This window comes from Acetonema longum DSM 6540, from assembly GCF_000219125.1.
Taxonomy (GTDB): domain Bacteria; phylum Bacillota; class Negativicutes; order Sporomusales; family Acetonemataceae; genus Acetonema; species Acetonema longum.
On sequence record NZ_AFGF01000143.1, the window covers coordinates 1 to 16,212 of the forward strand.

The window sequence follows — 16,212 nt, forward strand, 5'->3', positions numbered from 1 at the left end:
AAAATAATGGTCTTTTAAAAATATTTCAGAATGAGCTTGACCCCAATTTTATATATTAGTCTGGTATGTGATTATAAATTAAGCAGTCAAATAGCACATTTGGATGCTGATATTTTGGAGCAAAAAAAAGATTTTATTAATGATATGCAAGAAGGAAAATATGGAAAAGCAATTTCATTAGGTGTAAGTGCGTTGGCAAATGCTTTAATTATTTTATTGATTTGCACTTTGAAATTTATGCATTTACAGGGAATAAATCCTGAAAATTTTGATAAGAAATTGACAGAGTATCATAATATGATATCAAAGCTGCACGAAATTGAAGCAAGAACATGGGACACAGAAGTAAAAGGTATATATCAAGATATCGTACTTAAATAAATTAAATTGTTTTTATTACAGATTTTCTTCAAAGGTTATTACAGCATACAAAAATTCAAAAATTACTATTTTAACTATTATGGTGTTGCCAAAAAGATAGCATGTATATCTATAAGCTTTATCTTGAACATCAATCCAATCAAGCAACCACAGCGAAAAATCCATGCCTTCGTTAGTTATTGCCTTAATTACATAAATTTTATCATAAATTCTAGATCCTATTTCTGGAAAACATTCATCATTTAAATTAAAACAGGAGTCAATTTCTTCAATTTCATCAGCACATAAATTGGGGAGAAATTTATAAAATGGAATTGCATTTCCCAGACCAACTATAGGAATTGTAGCCAATACTTAATTCATATACCGCATGGCCTAGTGCCAGCTTTTCAAGTACGTTGCTTATTCTAGCATCTGTAAGAGCATAAGGGTTAATTGGTAACAAACCTTGGTTCTTTATCAAGCTATCCACTTCGTCTGCAATGTTTTGATATTTTTTTATTCGCGAAAGAGTTTCATTGCAAAATTCATAATCTTGATAATAGCATTTTTTCAACTTTTCGATGCATAAATAAACAAAAATCTCGTCTTGGGAATATCCATTGTTGCATTTGCTGCATGAAGGAACAATGCTTAGATTTTTAGGGTAAGGTTTGTGTAAAAATACCTTTGATGGCACGTGTTCCCTGGAATCTGCTGTTTGACTGCAATAAATACACTCGGAGTAATTATCGCGATCATACCTGATTCGATGCAGAATCCTACTGTCTACATAAAGATTCCGTTGTTCCATGTAAAACAACCACCTGTTCAAATAGCTAAATAATACCCATATTCACAACAAAATTAAATATAATCTTATTAAATAATCTTTCGTGAGAAATTTTTGCTTAAATGCTTCGGTGTGTTATTGCCAAAATTAGAGAATGAGCATTCAATAAATTAATATGTTGAAACGAGAATGTGTTTCCAGAAAAACTAAAAATTTCAGCGAACCAGCTGGAATTCTTAGTTTTCCTATTTAACTTACGACCTCTTCCCCGCCATCGCCACTTGCACCTCAATCAGCCTTTTAACAAACTCTGCCGGTATTCCATTCTTACCTGCCAGAGCGGCAATCTCCGACCATATAGCGTCCAAAAGATGCTTATGATCCAAAAGCCTTTCATAATCCGCCAGAGCTGGCACCTGCTTCTTAAGCAGGGCCACCACCACACCATCAATATGGTGCTGTGGCGTCAACAGAATATCCCGAAAAACCGGATTGGCTGAGCGTAAACCCGCTTGGCCATTTTTTCGCACAAAAATCCTAAGCGAATTGCATCATCAACGGCCAGATGATGATGCGATAACCTGCCCTATAGCGTCGTCGTCCGACCGTTTGATAAAGGCTATGTCGTCCTCCTGAATGCCAACATATTTCATACTGTTGCCGGTAACCCGAAAAGCAAAATCAGCGGAGAATCCTTCAGGTAAATCCATAAACGACTCGGCCAGATCATTTTGCAATATTTCGACATCAGCTGGAATCCAGCCAAAACCCGGAATGCGCTGGAAAGCTGCCTCATCAGGACTAGGGCAGATCTGATTTTAACTCATGGCAAGACTGATTTTGATTTATATATTTTCTGCCGCAACAGTTTCGACACCTGTTTCTTTGTTAAAAAGAGTTAATTTTGAGAGATTTAGGGGTTTTGTGAAAGCATAAGCAGCAAAATTTTCTTTCATTTCGACAACCGATTTATGGCCAAAAAAGCGGATTTGAAAGCCTATCTTGAGGTTGCTGGCATATTTATTTTTCATGTCTTGGCAAATCTTGATTAAAGTTTCAGAGTCGTTTTTTGGCGTATAGACAAAAAACGTCATATAACCTTCGCCAGAGTTTGTGCGAATTATTTCATAGTTTAAACCCGGCATAACATCCTGATTGAACTTAAAAAACGAACCTTCAATTTCATAAGAGAATTTTGTATCAGGCTTGATTTCTGCAAAGGAAAACATGGTTTTGCGTTCACCGGGCAGGAGACTGGGAATATCTTCTGACCATGATCCCATAATGGAAGATGTAGAAGGGATAACACGAATTTTTCCCTTGAATTGTTTGTCAGATGTATTTTGAATTTCAACTATATATTTTGTGCTATTCCCTTTTTTGGCTGGCCAGTCGATTGTAAATGTTGCTTTGATTTTTTTAAGGTCGTCATTAATCGCTTGAGAATGCGTTTGCTGATTTTGAGGCTCAGATTTTGCTTGTTCAGTGATGGTAGATTTCGAAGTTTCGTATTTTTCATTACCTGACCACCAAACAATTACGCCAGTAAATACTATAATTGCACATACAATAGTAATGATAATAGGATTCCTCATACAATCATCTTCTTTCTGGCTTGTCGGACAAGCCTAATAAATAGTCAACTGACATTGAAATATTCAACTAAGAAAAACAAGCATATTTTGGTTTAATTACCTACGGTCTGGGTTATCAGACCGGCCGACGAGATAATCGAGAGAGACGTTGAAGTAGTCGGCGAGCGCTACGGCCAGATCAATACTGGGAGACTTCTTGCCTAATTCTAAATTGCTCACAGTTCCTTTATGTATCTTAAATGTATCAGCTAATTGTGGGACTGAAATTTTGTGCCCTTGCCTTAGTTCGCGAAGTCTAAAGCCAAATATAGTTTTCTCAAACATTTTACAAAAACTCCTTGCAAGTCGTCTTAAAGACAACTATAATAAAGATAATCAGTTGTCTTTAAGACAACAAAAGAAAGGTGGTGATTATATGCTACATAAAAGATATTGCGGATTCAGAAGAGATGGGCCTTAGCCAAGCTGGAATTACAACATTTGCTTTATGTCATATTGGAGGAGCTGGTCGTCGTGGAGCATCGGCCAAAGTATGGAGCGCGCGGTAAGATCTATAGTTGTGTTAATGGCGTTATTGTTACCTGTTTCAATTAGAGAAAAGCCGGTTACTAATGATCATCTGGTTACTAAAAAATGACTAGATGCGAAAGCCTGTGTAATTGTTTTGAAATTAAAGTAGTGTAAACGGTGAAACAGGGGGACAGGCATGCCTGAAAAAAAGGGGATGGCAAAGAAGGGGACACTGATCCCTTGAAAACCGGGACCCACAGTCCTGGAAAGCAGAAAATTCAAGCATGCGGCCGCTAAAACGGAGCAGCTGCACAAAAGCATGATTTTCCAGAAGCACTTGTCTACATTATAACCCAATCCCAGCATCGCGACAATGGATTGTCCAAAGAGGGAGGGGCCGCCGGCGGAATTTTTCCCGGGCAATCGCCTGTTCATGGCGGTGCGTGTGTAAAAGATGACCTGAGAATGGTCTGGATTCTGTAAAAAAAACGGATGGGAGGAAGGAGCATGAATCACAAATTTTTAATCCATGGCCGGGAAGACAATGTCGGGGTAGCCGTTCAGGATATCAAGACTGGTGAAAAGGTAACCGGCGTCTTCCTGGACACCAATCAGGAAACCATGGTCCAGTCCGGCCATGATATTCCCCTCGGCCATAAGATCGCGCTGAAGCCGGTCAAGGCCGGCGAAGCGGTCCTGGAATACGGGGAAACCATCGGCAAGGCAACCCGGAACATCAGCCCGGGGGAATGGGTGCATATTCACAATATCAAAAGTGCGAGGTGGTAAGCATGAATACCAAAATACTGGGCTATCGCCGGGAAAACGGCCGGATCGGCGTCCGGAACCATGTGCTGCTGCTGCCGCTGGATGCGGTGTCTTATCCCATATGCCGGGCAGTGTCGAATATCGTTGCCGGTACGCTGTTTATCGCCCATCCATTGCGGCTTTTGTGCTCCTGGCCGGCATCGGCGGCTTTGTTTTCGCCCGGGCGCCCAATGCGGCGCTGCTGGCGCTGGGGCGGTTTATCATCGGCTTTGGCGTCGGCGTCGTCTATGTGGCGGCCATGCGTATCCTGGCCGACTGGTACCGGCCGGATGAAATGGCCACCTATTCCGGCATTCTGCTGGCTGTCGGCAATATAGGAGCGCTGATATCCACCACCCCTCTGGTTATTCTTATGGAACATATAGGCTGGCGCCACTCTTTCGGTGTGGTGGCCGGGCTCACGGTGTTAGCCGGTGTAATGACCTATAAGGTCATTCGCAACAAGCCGGCCGAGCTGGGCTTTCCGGCTCCCCGGGACCGCAGCGGGCAGTCTCGGGTTTCAGCCGTCCGGAGCGTGTCTTTCGCGGCAGCGGTGAAGGCCGTATTTGGTCACAAGCCGTTCTATTTACTGGGACTGCTGCTGTTTTCCTACTATGGCTCGTTTATGGGGGTGGGATCGTTATGGGCGGGTCCTTACCTGCAGAATATCTACGGCATGTCCGGGCAGGCTGCCGGTAATATCCTCATGATGTTTCCGCTTGGCATGGTTATCGGCTGCCCGCTGGCCGGGTATCTGTCGAACAAGGTGTTAAAATCGCGCAGGACCGTTTTGCTCTGGGGCTGTATCCTGCATATTTCCTGCTATGTTCCGTTTATATTCTTTACGGATCAAATGCCTGAACTCATGTTGTACGGTTTATTCTTCTGGTATGGGTTGTCGGGCGGCCCCTTTGTCTCCTGCTTTGCCTGTGCCAGGGAAATGTACCGGGCCCAATTTGTCGGCACGGCTGTCGGGGCGCTGAATATTTTTCTCTTTGGCGGCGGCGCTTTTTATCAATATGTAATGGGTTTGGTGATCCGCTGGTATCCGTTGCTTTCACCCGGGGTATATTCTGTGGCTGCGTACCGGGCCGCCTTTCTGGTCCCGGCCTGCGGCTTGCTTTTAGGCATCTCGGCCTTTGCCTTTTTCCGGGAAGATCCCGGCTGAAGCGGGAGCAAAACGGGCATTGAATTTGCTGAAGATCGGAATTGAATCAATTTACAGGGGAGGTGGACAGATGGGAGTCATTCAGGATTTGCTGAAGGATGTACCGCTGCCGCGGATGGTAAAGGTGCGGCAGATTTTTCCCGCGGCGGAACTGGAAAACCCGGCGGCTGTTCTGCGGTCGGAGCTGGACAGGCCGGGCGTGGGCGACCGGATCAAGCCCGGCATGAGGATCGCCGTTGCCGTAGGCAGCCGGGGCCTGGACCGGATTGCGGACATAACGCGCACCGTCGCTGACGGGATCCGGCAGCGGGGCGGGCAGCCGTTCATCGTGCCCGCGATGGGCAGCCACGGGGGAGCCACTGCCGCCGGGCAGGTGCAGGTGCTGGCCAATCTGGGGATCACGGAGGAGAGCGCCGGCTGCCCGGTCGTGTCGTCAATGGAGGTTGTCGAAATCGGCCGGCTGGATAATGGGCTGGCCGTGCTGATGGACAAAAATGCCAGTGAGGCAGACGGCATCGTGGTCATCAACCGGGTGAAGCCGCATACCCAGTTCCGGGGCCCCTGCGAGAGCGGGCTGGCCAAGATGATCACCATCGGGCTGGGCAAGCAGAAGGGGGCCGATTCCTGCCATGCCTGCGGCTTTGAGCATATGGCGGAGAATATCGTCAGCATGGCCCGGATGAAGCTGGAGCGCACCCGGATTCTGTTCGGCATCGCCACGGTGGAAAATCCCTATGATAAAATCGCCAGGATCGCTGCCCTGCCGGCTGAGGAGATTATTGAGGCCGAGCAGCGGCTGCTGGTAGAGGCGAAAAGAAGTATGCCGCGGATATTTTTCGATCCAATGGATGTCCTGGTTGTGGATCAGATCGGCAAGGAAATCTCCGGCGGGGGTATGGACCCGAATATCACCGGACGCTATGCGGTCCCCTATATGACGGGCGGGCCCGCTGTCAACAAGCTGGTGGTGCTGGATCTGACGCAGCAGACGCATGGCAATGCCAACGGTCTGGGAATGGCTGATTTCACGACGCGCGAACTGGTCGACAAAATTGATCATGACGCTATGTATGCCAATGCCTTGACAATTGCGATCTCGGCCACGGTTCGCATTCCGATGATCATGCCTGCCGACCGGGAGGCGATAGCAGCCGCCGTGAAGACCTGCAATATCCGGGATCTGTCCAAAATAAGAATGGTCAGGATCAGAGATACTCTGCATTTGGGTGAAATCTATATTTCCGAGGCTATGCTCGACGAAGCGCGCGGCATGAAGAACATTGTGGTCTGCGGCCGGCCGCTGATAATGGAATTTGATGCCGGCGGCAACCTCCTTGAGGGCTTCGGGCCGGACAAGCAACAGGATGGGGCCGGGAAGATCCGGGCGTAAAAAATGCTGGGAGGGAAATTGATGGCTGAATCAACAATCGCAATGATAATCACGGTGGTGGCGTTACTGTTCTGGGCAACGGAAATCTTTCCGATTGGCGTAACTGCGGTTGCCGTTTGTATTGCCCTGGTTTTGACTAAGACGGTCAGCTTCACCACTGCCTTTAGCGGCTTTTCTTCGAGTCTGGTTATGCTGATTTCCGGCATGATGGTCGTCGGACATGCCTTGTTCAAGACCGGGGTGGCGCAGTTAATCGGCAACGCCATTGTCCGCCGGGTTGGCAATCATCAGCTTTTGGCAATGGCACTGATATTAAGCACCGCGGGCATTATGTCCGGTTTTCTCAGTAATGTTGCGACGATGTCGATGTTTATCCCGGTGATTGCCGGCAAAGGATCTTGATTTTCGTACTCAGCCCCATTCACCGCTAAAACCGGGGTCCGGGGTTTACAAGCTGATTCACGGGCAGCTGCCGCATGTAAAGGTGACGCTGGACAAACAGCTGCATGGCTTTCCTTATACGGTCAAGGTGGGAGCCGTCTATAACGGTCAGGGCGAAATCATCGGTTCAATCGCCGTTTCCCAGTCGCTGGACCGCCAGCAAACCCTGAAGGATATGGCCGGGAATTTACTCAATCATATCAGTACTTTAGCCGGCACCGCCCAGGAGATCACGGCGCAATCCCAGGAAATAAGCGGCATTGCCCGGGCCCTGGCACAGATGGCCAAAGAATCCCAGGCTCAGGTCGCGGAGACCAATCGCGTGCTGGGGTTCATTAAGGAAATTGCCGGACAGACCAATCTGCTGGGACTTAACGCGGCGATAGAAGCAGCCAGAGTGGGGGAACAGGGAAGAGGGTTCGGCGTGGTCGCGGAAGAAATCCGCAAGCTGGCGACAAACAGCACGGAATCGATTTCGCAAATCAGTGCGGTCATCAGGGGAATTCAGGCCGGCAGCGCAGCGACCTGTAATCAGATCGGCCAGGTGGAGGAGGGAATCTCCCAGGTGGCCGGGGCGATTGCCCATATGGCCGGCGCTACCCAGGAGTTGCGCGCCATGGCGCATTTGCTGGACGAAAAGGCCGACGCGTTTTAAAATGAAAAAGGGGTGCCTGTTTTAGCAAAGGTATCGCCTATTGTATTCAGTCCGTCGGAAAGAGTATATCAAGTTGGGCAGCAGAGCGGGCCGGCATTTTCTGTGGGTTTAGCGCTCAAAAAATAAATTGCGGCGCTGCCGGTGACCGGTGGAGCTCATTGAATCTCATGACTGGCTTTGGCTCTTGCCGAAAAAATGGGTCAAAATATATAAACATCTGTCTGTTGATAAAAAACAGGAATCTTAAGTTATTGCAGTTTGAGATGAATATGCTGACCGGGCTGTGAGATAAACAGCTAAGACATAAAAAATGCAAGCCGGCGCCTTTACGCATGCCTGGCTTGCATTTTTTCCATTAGATGATAATATATAACCAGAACATACGTACTGTTTTGTGAAAGTCAGGTGTGCTGCATGGATTATGTACAAGGCACTTTTTTTGAAAGTATGCACAAAGCCCCGCTGGCCGACCGGATCAGGCCAAGGAACCTGGACGAATATATTGGGCAGGAGCATATCCTGGCCAAAGGCAAGGTGCTGCGGCAGATCATCGAATCCGATAACATTACCTCGATGATTTTGTGGGGGCCGCCCGGCGTCGGCAAAACGACCCTGGCCATGATCATCGCCAATATGACTCATGCCAGGTTTGTAACCTTTAGTGCCGTGACCTCCGGCATCAAAGAGATCAAGGAAATCATGGTCAAGGCGGAACAGACCCGGCGGATGGGCGAGCGGACTGTGATCTTTGTGGACGAAATCCATCGTTTTAACAAGGCGCAGCAGGATGCTTTCCTGCCGCATGTGGAGAAGGGCAACATTATTCTCATCGGCGCTACGACGGAAAATCCTTCATTTGAGGTTAACTCCGCCCTGCTCTCGCGCAGCAGGGTGTTTGTGCTGCATTCTTTGCAGACAGAGGATATCATCAAACTGTTAAAGTATGCCTTGCGGGAGCCAAGAGGTTATGGCGGCCAGAATATTGCGATTGCCGAAGAGCTGCTGGAGCTGATTGCCGTCTATGCCAACGGCGATGCCCGAACGGCGCTGAATGTGCTGGAAATGGCGGTGGCGGGCGGCGACAGGCAGGGGGACGCCACGGTCATCAGCAAAGAGACTGTGGAGGGCTGCATTCAGAAGAAGGCATTATTGTATGATAAAAACGGGGAGGAACACTATAATCTCATATCAGCCCTGCATAAATCCATGCGCAACAGCGATCCTGACGCCGCGGTCTACTGGCTGGCCCGAATGCTGGAAGCAGGGGAGGAGCCCCTGTTTATTGCCCGCAGACTGGTCCGTTTTGCCTCGGAAGATATCGGGCTGGCCGATCCCCGGGCTTTGGAAATGACTGTTGCCGTGTATAACGCCGTCCATTTCCTGGGGATGCCGGAGTGCAATGTGCACTTGACTCAGGCGGTGGTGTACCTTTCCGTGGCTGCCAAGTCCAATGCCCTGTATGTGGCCTACGAAAGCGCTAAACGGGATGCTAACAGCACCATGGCCGAGGGTGTGCCATTGCACCTGCGGAATGCTCCCACCCGGCTGATGGCAAACCTCGACTATGGCAAGGGGTATCAGTACGCCCATGATGCTGCGGCTAAAGTAACGAATATGCAGTGCCTGCCGGACAATTTGAAAGGCCGGCAGTATTATCAGCCTGCCGGTCTGGGACTGGAGAAAAATATCAAAGAACGCCTGGAATTGATCAAGCAGATGAAGACTGAAAAATAGCCGGTCCCATTTAAGGCGCAGGCCAAAAGACTTCCTCCGCTTCGGCGGGGGGAGCCTTTATCAGGCACATCCGCATAGACGTCATCTCTAAGGTGAAAGTCCCGGACAGGGGGCTGGCGGGTATGAAAAGATATCGGAGGTTAGAAAATGAAATTAGGCATTGCAGGCTCGGGAATGATTGTACAGGAGTTTCTGACAATCACTGCTTATTTAAAGGAAACGGAATTAACAGCCATTTGCGGTACCAAAAGAAGTGAAGCGGCGCTGAAAGATCTTTCGGATAAATATAACATTCAAAATAGGTTTGTCAGCTATGATGAATTGTTAGACAGTGCGATAGACACTGTTTATGTTGCAGTGCCTAATAATTTGCATTTTCCCTTTGCCAAGGCGGCCCTGGAAGCAGGCAAGAATGTTATTGTGGAAAAACCGTTTACGTCAAATTACCGGGAAGCGCTGCTATTGGCTGAACTGGCCAGAGAAAAGAAGCTGTTTCTGTTTGAAGCCATTACCACCCAATACCTGCCGAATTATAAAAAAATAAAAGAGCTGCTGCCTGCTCTCGGTAATATAAAGATTGTTCAATGCAACTATTCCCAGTATTCCAGACGATATGACCGTTTTAAGGAAGGCCAGGTTCTGCCTGCCTTTGATCCCCAATTTTCCGGCGGCGCATTGATGGATCTCAATATTTATAACATCCATTATGTGGTGGGGTTATTTGGCAGGCCTAAGAATGTTGAATATTATCCCAATGTGGAAAGAGGGATCGATACGTCCGGAATATTGATATTGGATTATGGAACCTTTCAATGCACCTGTGTGGGGGCGAAGGATTGCAAGGCGCCCATTGCCAATACTATTCAGGGGGATCAGGGATGCATATACCAAAATACTCCGGCTAATGTCTGCATGAGTTTTGAACTGATCATGAATGATGGAAAAAGCTCCCTGGTCAATGAAAATACATATGAGCACCGTATGGTCAATGAATTTATTGCATTTGAAGCTATGATTAAACATAACGCGTTGGAAAAATGCTATCAAATGCTGGATCACAGTCTGCTTGTCAGCGAAATTCAGACAATGGCAAGAAAGAGAGCCGGAATCATCTTTCCGGCCGATGCCTCCTGCTGATCCGGGAAAACGGTGCTGCTGTCCCGGGAATATCTGATAAGCCACAGGGAGAATTGGCATATATGAGACCTGCCGGCCGCTGTTCAAAGCGGGCCGGCAGGTTTTTTTGCCATTCGACCGGCATGGCGTCTGCGGTTGACCGTCCTGACGCCGGGAGGCTGGGGTCTCGCATTGGTTTTTATGCGTCAATAGGACCTTTGTTGAAAACAGCGGAGAAGGGATGAAAGTGACGGGCGCATCTAAAAATGTCTGTAAATTGTGGACACTAATTAGTATTTTCAAAAAATATTCTTGTTGCTAGAATAACAATAGATTAAAAGCTAACTTTGTTGCTAAAAACAGTGCAAGCATTAACTTCAAAGAGGTGGCGATAGTGGAAAATTTAACAGTGCGCGAAACAAAAATCGTTACTTTTTTAGCAAAATCCGATGGCTATGTTTCGGCTAATACCTTAGCTGATTTCTTAAAGGTTTCACCTAAGACAATTTATCGTGACATTGTATCCATAAAGAAAAAGACAGGGAATAACAATCTCATCAAACAAAGTCAGGGCAAAGGATTGCAAATGGATTTATCCTCTTTACCTACAATTAGCCGCAACGGCCTTAACCGGCAAAAAAATCTGCCGGGGATGAGTGTCAATGAACGAAGAAAACATTTGCTGATCCTTCTCTTGCTTCAGTCGCCTCAGGAATCGTCAATAAAAGGTTTGTCGGAATATTATTACGTTAGCAATGCTTCCATCGTCAATGATCTGAAAAGCATTGAACAACAACTGGAACCCTATCATTTAAGTCTGATCCGTTCTCATAAGGGTACTTATATAGAAGGCAAGGAAAGAAATATACGAAAAATGCTAATGCAAATTCTGGAGTACATGCCTGTAGCTTTTCAGGAAGACTCTTATTTGGCCCGGGAAAACCACCATTATATGTTTAAGGAGTTTCCCCAGGAAGATTTTGCTTTTATCGGGCATTTATTAAAAGCTGTTGAAAATATGTTAGGTGCGGCCATTAAGGACCCCTACTATATTAATATTTTCACTCATCTGGTTATTTTGATCAAACGGTTGCGCAATGACAGTTTTAAAGCGGACTATGAGGTGCTGCAGGAAAAGGACAGGGAAATAAAAAACGAACAAATATTCCGGGTGGCTCAATATGTCATCCATAAAATAAACAAGTATATTGGCCTAAAAGTGCCGGAAATAGAAGTGTTCTATATTTATCAGTATTTTACTTCCTGCAGCATAGAGGCAAGCGAAAATTTCATTATCGATGTAACTTCTGAAACCTCGAAAGAAAAAGAAACGACATGGCAGTTGATTGAAGATGCTTCTCATACATTGCAGGTGGATTTTAGCAAAGACAGTGCGCTGCAGCAAAATTTGTTTTTGCACATGTGCTCGCTGTTGAAAAGAATACAATATGATATTTCAATCAGCAACCCGTTATTGCAGGATATTAAAAAAGAGTTTCCGGTTATGTTTGAAATTGTAAAGCACAGCTTTCTCAAACAAAAAAACTTGCCGATTCTGCACAAAATCAGCGACGATGAAATTAGTTACATTGTGGTCTACTTTCAAGCGTCTTTAGAAAAACAATCATCGGTGAAACGGGCCTTAATTGTCTGCTCATCGGGAATCGGCACTTCACATTTACTTAAAACCAGGGTAAAAAATGCTTTTCCGGAATGGGAGATAGTCAATACAGTATCTGCCAATCATATTACACAGGTTTTAGATAAGGAAAAAATTGATTTAATTCTAACCACTATTCATATTAATTTATCCAAAGATATTCCTATTGTTCTGGTCAGTGCGCTTTTTAATGAAATCGACATTTTAAAAGTTAAAAACGCGGTGTCTGCAAACCAATAGGAAAAATAAAAATAGAACAACGGACCCAAAGGAGATGGAGAAAAGGTGCAAATCGACAGTATTTTAAACGAAAATCTGATTGATCTGGAAATGAATGCTACCACTAAGGATGAAGCCATCCGGCAGCTCACCAACAGACTGTACAAAGACGGAAAATTGAGTATAGAAGAATCCTTTATAAAAGCTGTTTACTCGCGTGAAGCGGAAGGACAGACGGGCATTGGCGGGCATATTGCGATTCCGCATGGCAAATCAGACGCCGTAAGCGTAACTTCCATTGCCGTTGGCAGAACCGGGAATCCGTTAAAATGGGAAACTCCTGATGATTTGCCTGTACATTTCGTGATCTTGTTTGCCGTCAGAAATGTAGATAAAACAACGGTTCATTTAAAACTGTTATCCCAGGTAGCCGCTGCTTTAGCCGATGACGAAATATTGCAGAAGCTGTTAACGACTCAGGATAAGAAGGACGTGATTCGACTGCTGTCTCAAAATATGCAATGAAGAAAACCGGAAAGCGGAGGGGTTGACATGAATATCGTTGGTATTGCAGCGTGTACATCCGGAATTGCGCACACCTATATTGCCAAAGAAAAGCTGATAAAAGCCGCTCAGGCATTAAATCATACCATTCATATTGAAACCCAGGGGACGATAGGGACCGAAAATGAGCTATCGGCTAAAGATATTGCGGCGGCAGATGTTGTCATTATTGCGGCGGATATTAAAATTGGCGGCAGGGAACGTTTCCAGGGTAAAAAAGTGGTGGAAATCCCGACCCATATTGCAATAAAATCTCCCAAAGCATTATTAAACAAAATCCAGGCGGAACTGGGAATTTGAAAAAATGAATGGGGGCTGTCATTATGTTCGAAAAACTGCAATTAAAAAAGCATGCTATGACGGGAATATCGTATATGCTTCCTTTGGTAGTGGCTTCTGGGCTGCTCATTGCCATCGGGAATATCGTCGGCGGCAATCCGGCTTTAATTTCCGATTATAAGCAGGGCTATAGTCTGTGGGAAGCGGCGGTTACTTTAGGGGTATACGGCATGGGGCTGATTCCGGCCGTTATGGCGGCGGCCATTGCCTATTCCATCGCGGACAGGCCGGGGATTGCGCCGGGTTTATTAATGGGGATGATCGCCAATGTCATGGGAGCCGGTTTTCTTGGCGGCATGCTGGGCGGTTACTTGTCCGGCTGGTGCGTTAACTATCTAAAACGTCATATCAAAGTTCCAGTCTGGGCGCAAGGCTTAATGCCGATGATGATTGTTCCGCTGTTGGCATCGCTGATTGTAGGCTTTATTATGTTCTTTATTATTGGCGGACTCATTGCGGCGGCATCGTTTGCCCTGAAGGATATGCTGGTCAATATGCAGGGTGGTTCCAAAGCTTTGTTCGGGGCGATTATGGGGGCCATGGCCGCGTTTGATTTCGGCGGCCCGGTCAATAAAGTCGCTTCTTTATTCGCGGATGGATTGCTGATCGAAAAAGTGTATGGGCCGGAAGCTATTAAAATCTGCGCCTCCATGATTCCGCCGTTCGGAGTGACTTTATCCTGGCTGATCCGAAGAGCAAGATACAGCAAAAGTGAAGCCGACAATATCAAAATAGCCTTTCCTATGGGGATTTGCATGATCACAGAGGGGGTCATCCCGATTGCCGCTGTCGATCCGGTCCGGGTCATCTTCTCCTGTTCTTTCGGCGCAGCCATCGGCGGTATGCTGATCATGCTGCTGAATGTAGGATCGCCGGTTCCCTCAGGCGGTATGTTTATCGTCCCGGCCATGCAAAATCCGCTGGGCTTCCTGGTGGCCTTAGGTGTTGGCAGTGTTGTCACGGCATTATTGCTGGTAGCGTTAAAAAAGATGCCGCTCAGGAACAGGAGGCCGATGATCAAGAGGAAGAGGTTGATTTGTCAGGCATCACGATAAAATAAGTCGCGAGGAGTGTAGCTCATGTATGTTTCCATGACCGATATGCTGCATAAAGCCCATGCCGGATCTTACGCTGTTATGGCGATCAATTGCTTCAATTTAGAAACGGCCAGAACGGTAATCCGGGCTGCCGAAAAGGAAAACGCCCCGGTTATTGTCAATCTGTATCAGGATCATTTAGTGAATCATTGCGACAGTGAATTGATAACACCCATAGTGAAAATCTTGGCCAACAGAACCAACATTAAAGTAGCGTTGAACTTTGATCATGGACAGGATGTTTTACTGTTAAAGAAGGCAATACAGGACGGGTTTTCTTCCGTAATGGTAGATGCTTCACGTTTTGGCCTGGAGGGAAATATCGCGATGACCAAGGAAATCGTTGAATTTGCCCATCCCCAAGGAGTAAGCGTGGAAGGCGAAATTGGCTGTATTGGAGCTGCGGAAGGGGCCGAATTAACCGGGAATTCCATGTATACCGATCCGGAGGAAGCGTTCCGGTTTGCCAAAGAAACCGGGATCGACGCCTTAGCCATTTCCATTGGTTCTTCGCATGGAAATTATCCCGGGGGCATGATTCCTGAATTTGATTTTGAACGGTTAAGAAAGATCAAGCAATTGACAGACATGCCGCTGGTTCTTCATGGCGGTTCCGGTTCGGGCGAGAAAAATATCCTGCAGGCGGTTCAACATGGGATTAATAAGATCAATGTGGGCTGCGACTTCATGAATGCCAACACCGCCGCCGTGAAAAACAGGCTCCGGCAGCAGCCGGATATCAATTACTACGATTTAGTCGACCAGGTGGAAAAGGACAGTCTGGAAATCGTAAGGCATTATATACGGTTATCCGGTTCAAACAATAAAAACTAAAGGGGATAAAAGAGTATGCTGATGAATATGAAAGCATTGCTGTCAGTGGCGCAAAAACACCGGTTTGCCGTACCGGCTTTTAATGTAAGCAGCAGCATGATTTTAAAAGGCGTTATGGAAGCCTGCAGGGAGAAGAAGGCTCCGGTGATTATTGCCATTCACCCGGATGAATTGTCCTTCGTGGAAGACAGTTTTATTGCCGCTGTGCGCGAAGAAATCATAAAAAGCAACATACCGGCAGTGATCCACCTGGATCATGGCGGGAGTTTTGATCAGATCATCAGAGCCATTCACTGCGGCTTTACTTCCGTGATGATTGACGCCTCGCTGCTGTCTTTTGAAGAGAATGTCGCGATTACCGAAAAAGTCATGGAAGTGGCCCGGGCCGTCAATGTTTCCGTGGAGGCCGAGCTGGGAACCATCGGGACAACCGGAAACGGCGGTGAGGCCGGCACGGAGAAAATTATCTATACGGAACCGGGCACGGTAAAGGAATTCGTCGCCAGAACGGGCGTGGATACCCTGGCGATTGCCATTGGTACCTCGCACGGCATTTACCCGAAAAATATGCGGCCCAAACTAAGGCTGGATCTATTGAAGGAAATCAGAGCCATTGTGGATATACCGCTGGTACTGCACGGCGGCTCGGCCAATTCCGATACGGAAATAGCCGAATCGGTAAAACTGGGAATATCGAAAATCAATATATCCAGTGATATCAAGGATGCGTTCTATAGAAAATGCCGTGAAGTGCTGCAGGACCCGGTCATCCGCGAGCCTAACGCCATTTATCCGCCCTGCATTGAGGCAATGAAGCAGGTTGTATATCAAAAAATCGACTTATTCAATGATGCCGATAAAGTAAAATATTATCAGTAGCATTCAGCGAAAAGAGAGCGCAGCAACCTGGATCAAAGCAAAAAAAAGTAT

At 46.7% G+C, this 16,212-nt stretch carries 19 protein-coding genes and 1 pseudogene; 15 read left to right on the forward strand and 5 right to left on the reverse strand.

Annotated features, from left to right (window positions below):
- The first annotated feature begins 114 nt into the window (after positions 1-114).
- Positions 115-381: a hypothetical protein gene (locus ALO_RS14215; RefSeq protein ID WP_139025406.1), complete on the forward strand. Its 267-nt coding sequence runs from the start codon at positions 115-117 to the stop codon at positions 379-381.
- A 15-nt stretch (positions 382-396) separates the two neighbouring features.
- Here ALO_RS14215 and ALO_RS14220 read toward each other — a convergent pair whose 3' ends face one another.
- The 5 genes from ALO_RS14220 to ALO_RS14240 all read right to left on the reverse strand — a co-directional run bounded on the left by ALO_RS14220 (position 397) and on the right by ALO_RS14240 (position 3,072).
- Positions 397-732, reverse strand: a complete 336-nt coding sequence (locus ALO_RS14220) for a hypothetical protein (RefSeq protein ID WP_004097002.1) — start codon at positions 730-732, stop codon at positions 397-399.
- A 675-nt stretch (positions 733-1,407) separates the two neighbouring features.
- Complete coding sequence (locus tag ALO_RS14225; RefSeq protein WP_004097003.1) at positions 1,408-1,683, reverse strand: hypothetical protein; 276 nt, start codon at positions 1,681-1,683, stop codon at positions 1,408-1,410.
- A gap of 24 nt (positions 1,684-1,707) precedes the next feature.
- The gene (locus ALO_RS23810; RefSeq protein WP_413788505.1) at positions 1,708-1,965 is read right to left on the reverse strand and encodes a LexA family protein; all 258 of its coding nucleotides are present in this window, start codon (positions 1,963-1,965) and stop codon (positions 1,708-1,710) included.
- A gap of 33 nt (positions 1,966-1,998) precedes the next feature.
- Positions 1,999-2,748, reverse strand: coding sequence for a hypothetical protein (locus ALO_RS14235; RefSeq protein WP_004097005.1), 750 nt, complete (start codon positions 2,746-2,748; stop codon positions 1,999-2,001).
- Positions 2,749-2,844: 96 nt separating this feature from the next.
- Positions 2,845-3,072 (reverse strand): helix-turn-helix domain-containing protein, encoded by a 228-nt coding sequence (locus ALO_RS14240; RefSeq protein WP_004097006.1) that lies wholly within the window; start codon positions 3,070-3,072, stop codon positions 2,845-2,847.
- Between the two features lie 693 nt (positions 3,073-3,765).
- Here ALO_RS14240 and ALO_RS14250 point away from each other — a divergent pair.
- The 14 genes and pseudogenes from ALO_RS14250 to ALO_RS14310 all read left to right on the forward strand — a co-directional run bounded on the left by ALO_RS14250 (position 3,766) and on the right by ALO_RS14310 (position 16,161).
- Positions 3,766-4,047 (forward strand): UxaA family hydrolase, encoded by a 282-nt coding sequence (locus tag ALO_RS14250; RefSeq protein ID WP_004097009.1) that lies wholly within the window; start codon positions 3,766-3,768, stop codon positions 4,045-4,047.
- 2 nt (positions 4,048-4,049) lie between these two features.
- Positions 4,050-4,199: pseudogene (locus tag ALO_RS23945) on the forward strand (UxaA family hydrolase); the annotation flags it as partial.
- Complete coding sequence (locus tag ALO_RS14255) at positions 4,148-5,233, forward strand: MFS transporter (RefSeq protein ID WP_004097011.1); 1,086 nt, start codon at positions 4,148-4,150, stop codon at positions 5,231-5,233. The pseudogene ALO_RS23945 and the gene ALO_RS14255, both read left to right, overlap by 52 nt.
- Positions 5,234-5,303: 70 nt before the next feature.
- Positions 5,304-6,623, forward strand: a complete 1,320-nt coding sequence (locus ALO_RS14260) for a nickel pincer cofactor-dependent isomerase, group 22 (protein WP_004097013.1) — start codon at positions 5,304-5,306, stop codon at positions 6,621-6,623.
- Between the two features lie 21 nt (positions 6,624-6,644).
- On the forward strand, positions 6,645-7,025 hold the full coding sequence (locus ALO_RS14265) for an SLC13 family permease (protein WP_004097015.1): 381 nt from the start codon (positions 6,645-6,647) through the stop codon (positions 7,023-7,025).
- Positions 7,006-7,719 (forward strand): methyl-accepting chemotaxis protein, encoded by a 714-nt coding sequence (locus ALO_RS14270; protein WP_004097017.1) that lies wholly within the window; start codon positions 7,006-7,008, stop codon positions 7,717-7,719. Before ALO_RS14265 ends, ALO_RS14270 begins: the two co-directional genes overlap by 20 nt.
- Before the next feature lie 414 nt (positions 7,720-8,133).
- On the forward strand, positions 8,134-9,453 hold the full coding sequence (locus ALO_RS14275; RefSeq protein ID WP_004097019.1) for a replication-associated recombination protein A: 1,320 nt from the start codon (positions 8,134-8,136) through the stop codon (positions 9,451-9,453).
- 147 nt (positions 9,454-9,600) lie between these two features.
- Positions 9,601-10,590, forward strand: a complete 990-nt coding sequence (locus ALO_RS14280) for a Gfo/Idh/MocA family protein (RefSeq protein WP_004097021.1) — start codon at positions 9,601-9,603, stop codon at positions 10,588-10,590.
- Positions 10,591-10,963: 373 nt separating this feature from the next.
- Complete coding sequence (locus ALO_RS14285; protein ID WP_004097030.1) at positions 10,964-12,469, forward strand: BglG family transcription antiterminator; 1,506 nt, start codon at positions 10,964-10,966, stop codon at positions 12,467-12,469.
- A 45-nt stretch (positions 12,470-12,514) separates the two neighbouring features.
- Positions 12,515-12,973 (forward strand): PTS sugar transporter subunit IIA, encoded by a 459-nt coding sequence (locus ALO_RS14290; RefSeq protein WP_004097031.1) that lies wholly within the window; start codon positions 12,515-12,517, stop codon positions 12,971-12,973.
- Between the two features lie 27 nt (positions 12,974-13,000).
- Complete coding sequence (locus tag ALO_RS14295; protein ID WP_004097033.1) at positions 13,001-13,312, forward strand: PTS fructose transporter subunit IIB; 312 nt, start codon at positions 13,001-13,003, stop codon at positions 13,310-13,312.
- 23 nt (positions 13,313-13,335) lie between these two features.
- Entirely contained in the window at positions 13,336-14,406 is a 1,071-nt protein-coding gene (locus tag ALO_RS14300) for a PTS fructose transporter subunit IIC (RefSeq protein WP_004097035.1), read from the forward strand.
- 24 nt (positions 14,407-14,430) lie between these two features.
- Entirely contained in the window at positions 14,431-15,282 is an 852-nt protein-coding gene (locus tag ALO_RS14305) for a class II fructose-bisphosphate aldolase (protein WP_004097037.1), read from the forward strand.
- Positions 15,283-15,297: 15 nt separating this feature from the next.
- On the forward strand, positions 15,298-16,161 hold the full coding sequence (locus ALO_RS14310; protein WP_004097038.1) for a ketose-bisphosphate aldolase: 864 nt from the start codon (positions 15,298-15,300) through the stop codon (positions 16,159-16,161).
- The last annotated feature ends 51 nt before the right edge of the window (positions 16,162-16,212 follow it).

What these genes read in the sequence shown, in the direction of transcription:
- ALO_RS14235 (WP_004097005.1), bottom strand. Translation starts at nt 2,748, where the DNA reads ATGAGGAATCCTATTATCATTACTATTGTATGTGCAATTATAGTATTT.
- ALO_RS14240 (WP_004097006.1), bottom strand. Translation starts at nt 3,072, where the DNA reads ATGTTTGAGAAAACTATATTTGGCTTTAGACTTCGCGAACTAAGGCAA.
- ALO_RS14250 (WP_004097009.1), top strand. Translation starts at nt 3,766, where the DNA reads ATGAATCACAAATTTTTAATCCATGGCCGGGAAGACAATGTCGGGGTA.
- ALO_RS14255 (WP_004097011.1), top strand. Translation starts at nt 4,148, where the DNA reads ATGCCGGGCAGTGTCGAATATCGTTGCCGGTACGCTGTTTATCGCCCA.
- ALO_RS14260 (WP_004097013.1), top strand. Translation starts at nt 5,304, where the DNA reads ATGGGAGTCATTCAGGATTTGCTGAAGGATGTACCGCTGCCGCGGATG.
- ALO_RS14265 (WP_004097015.1), top strand. Translation starts at nt 6,645, where the DNA reads ATGGCTGAATCAACAATCGCAATGATAATCACGGTGGTGGCGTTACTG.
- ALO_RS14275 (WP_004097019.1), top strand. Translation starts at nt 8,134, where the DNA reads ATGGATTATGTACAAGGCACTTTTTTTGAAAGTATGCACAAAGCCCCG.
- ALO_RS14280 (WP_004097021.1), top strand. Translation starts at nt 9,601, where the DNA reads ATGAAATTAGGCATTGCAGGCTCGGGAATGATTGTACAGGAGTTTCTG.
- ALO_RS14295 (WP_004097033.1), top strand. Translation starts at nt 13,001, where the DNA reads ATGAATATCGTTGGTATTGCAGCGTGTACATCCGGAATTGCGCACACC.
- ALO_RS14300 (WP_004097035.1), top strand. Translation starts at nt 13,336, where the DNA reads ATGTTCGAAAAACTGCAATTAAAAAAGCATGCTATGACGGGAATATCG.
- ALO_RS14305 (WP_004097037.1), top strand. Translation starts at nt 14,431, where the DNA reads ATGTATGTTTCCATGACCGATATGCTGCATAAAGCCCATGCCGGATCT.
- ALO_RS14310 (WP_004097038.1), top strand. Translation starts at nt 15,298, where the DNA reads ATGCTGATGAATATGAAAGCATTGCTGTCAGTGGCGCAAAAACACCGG.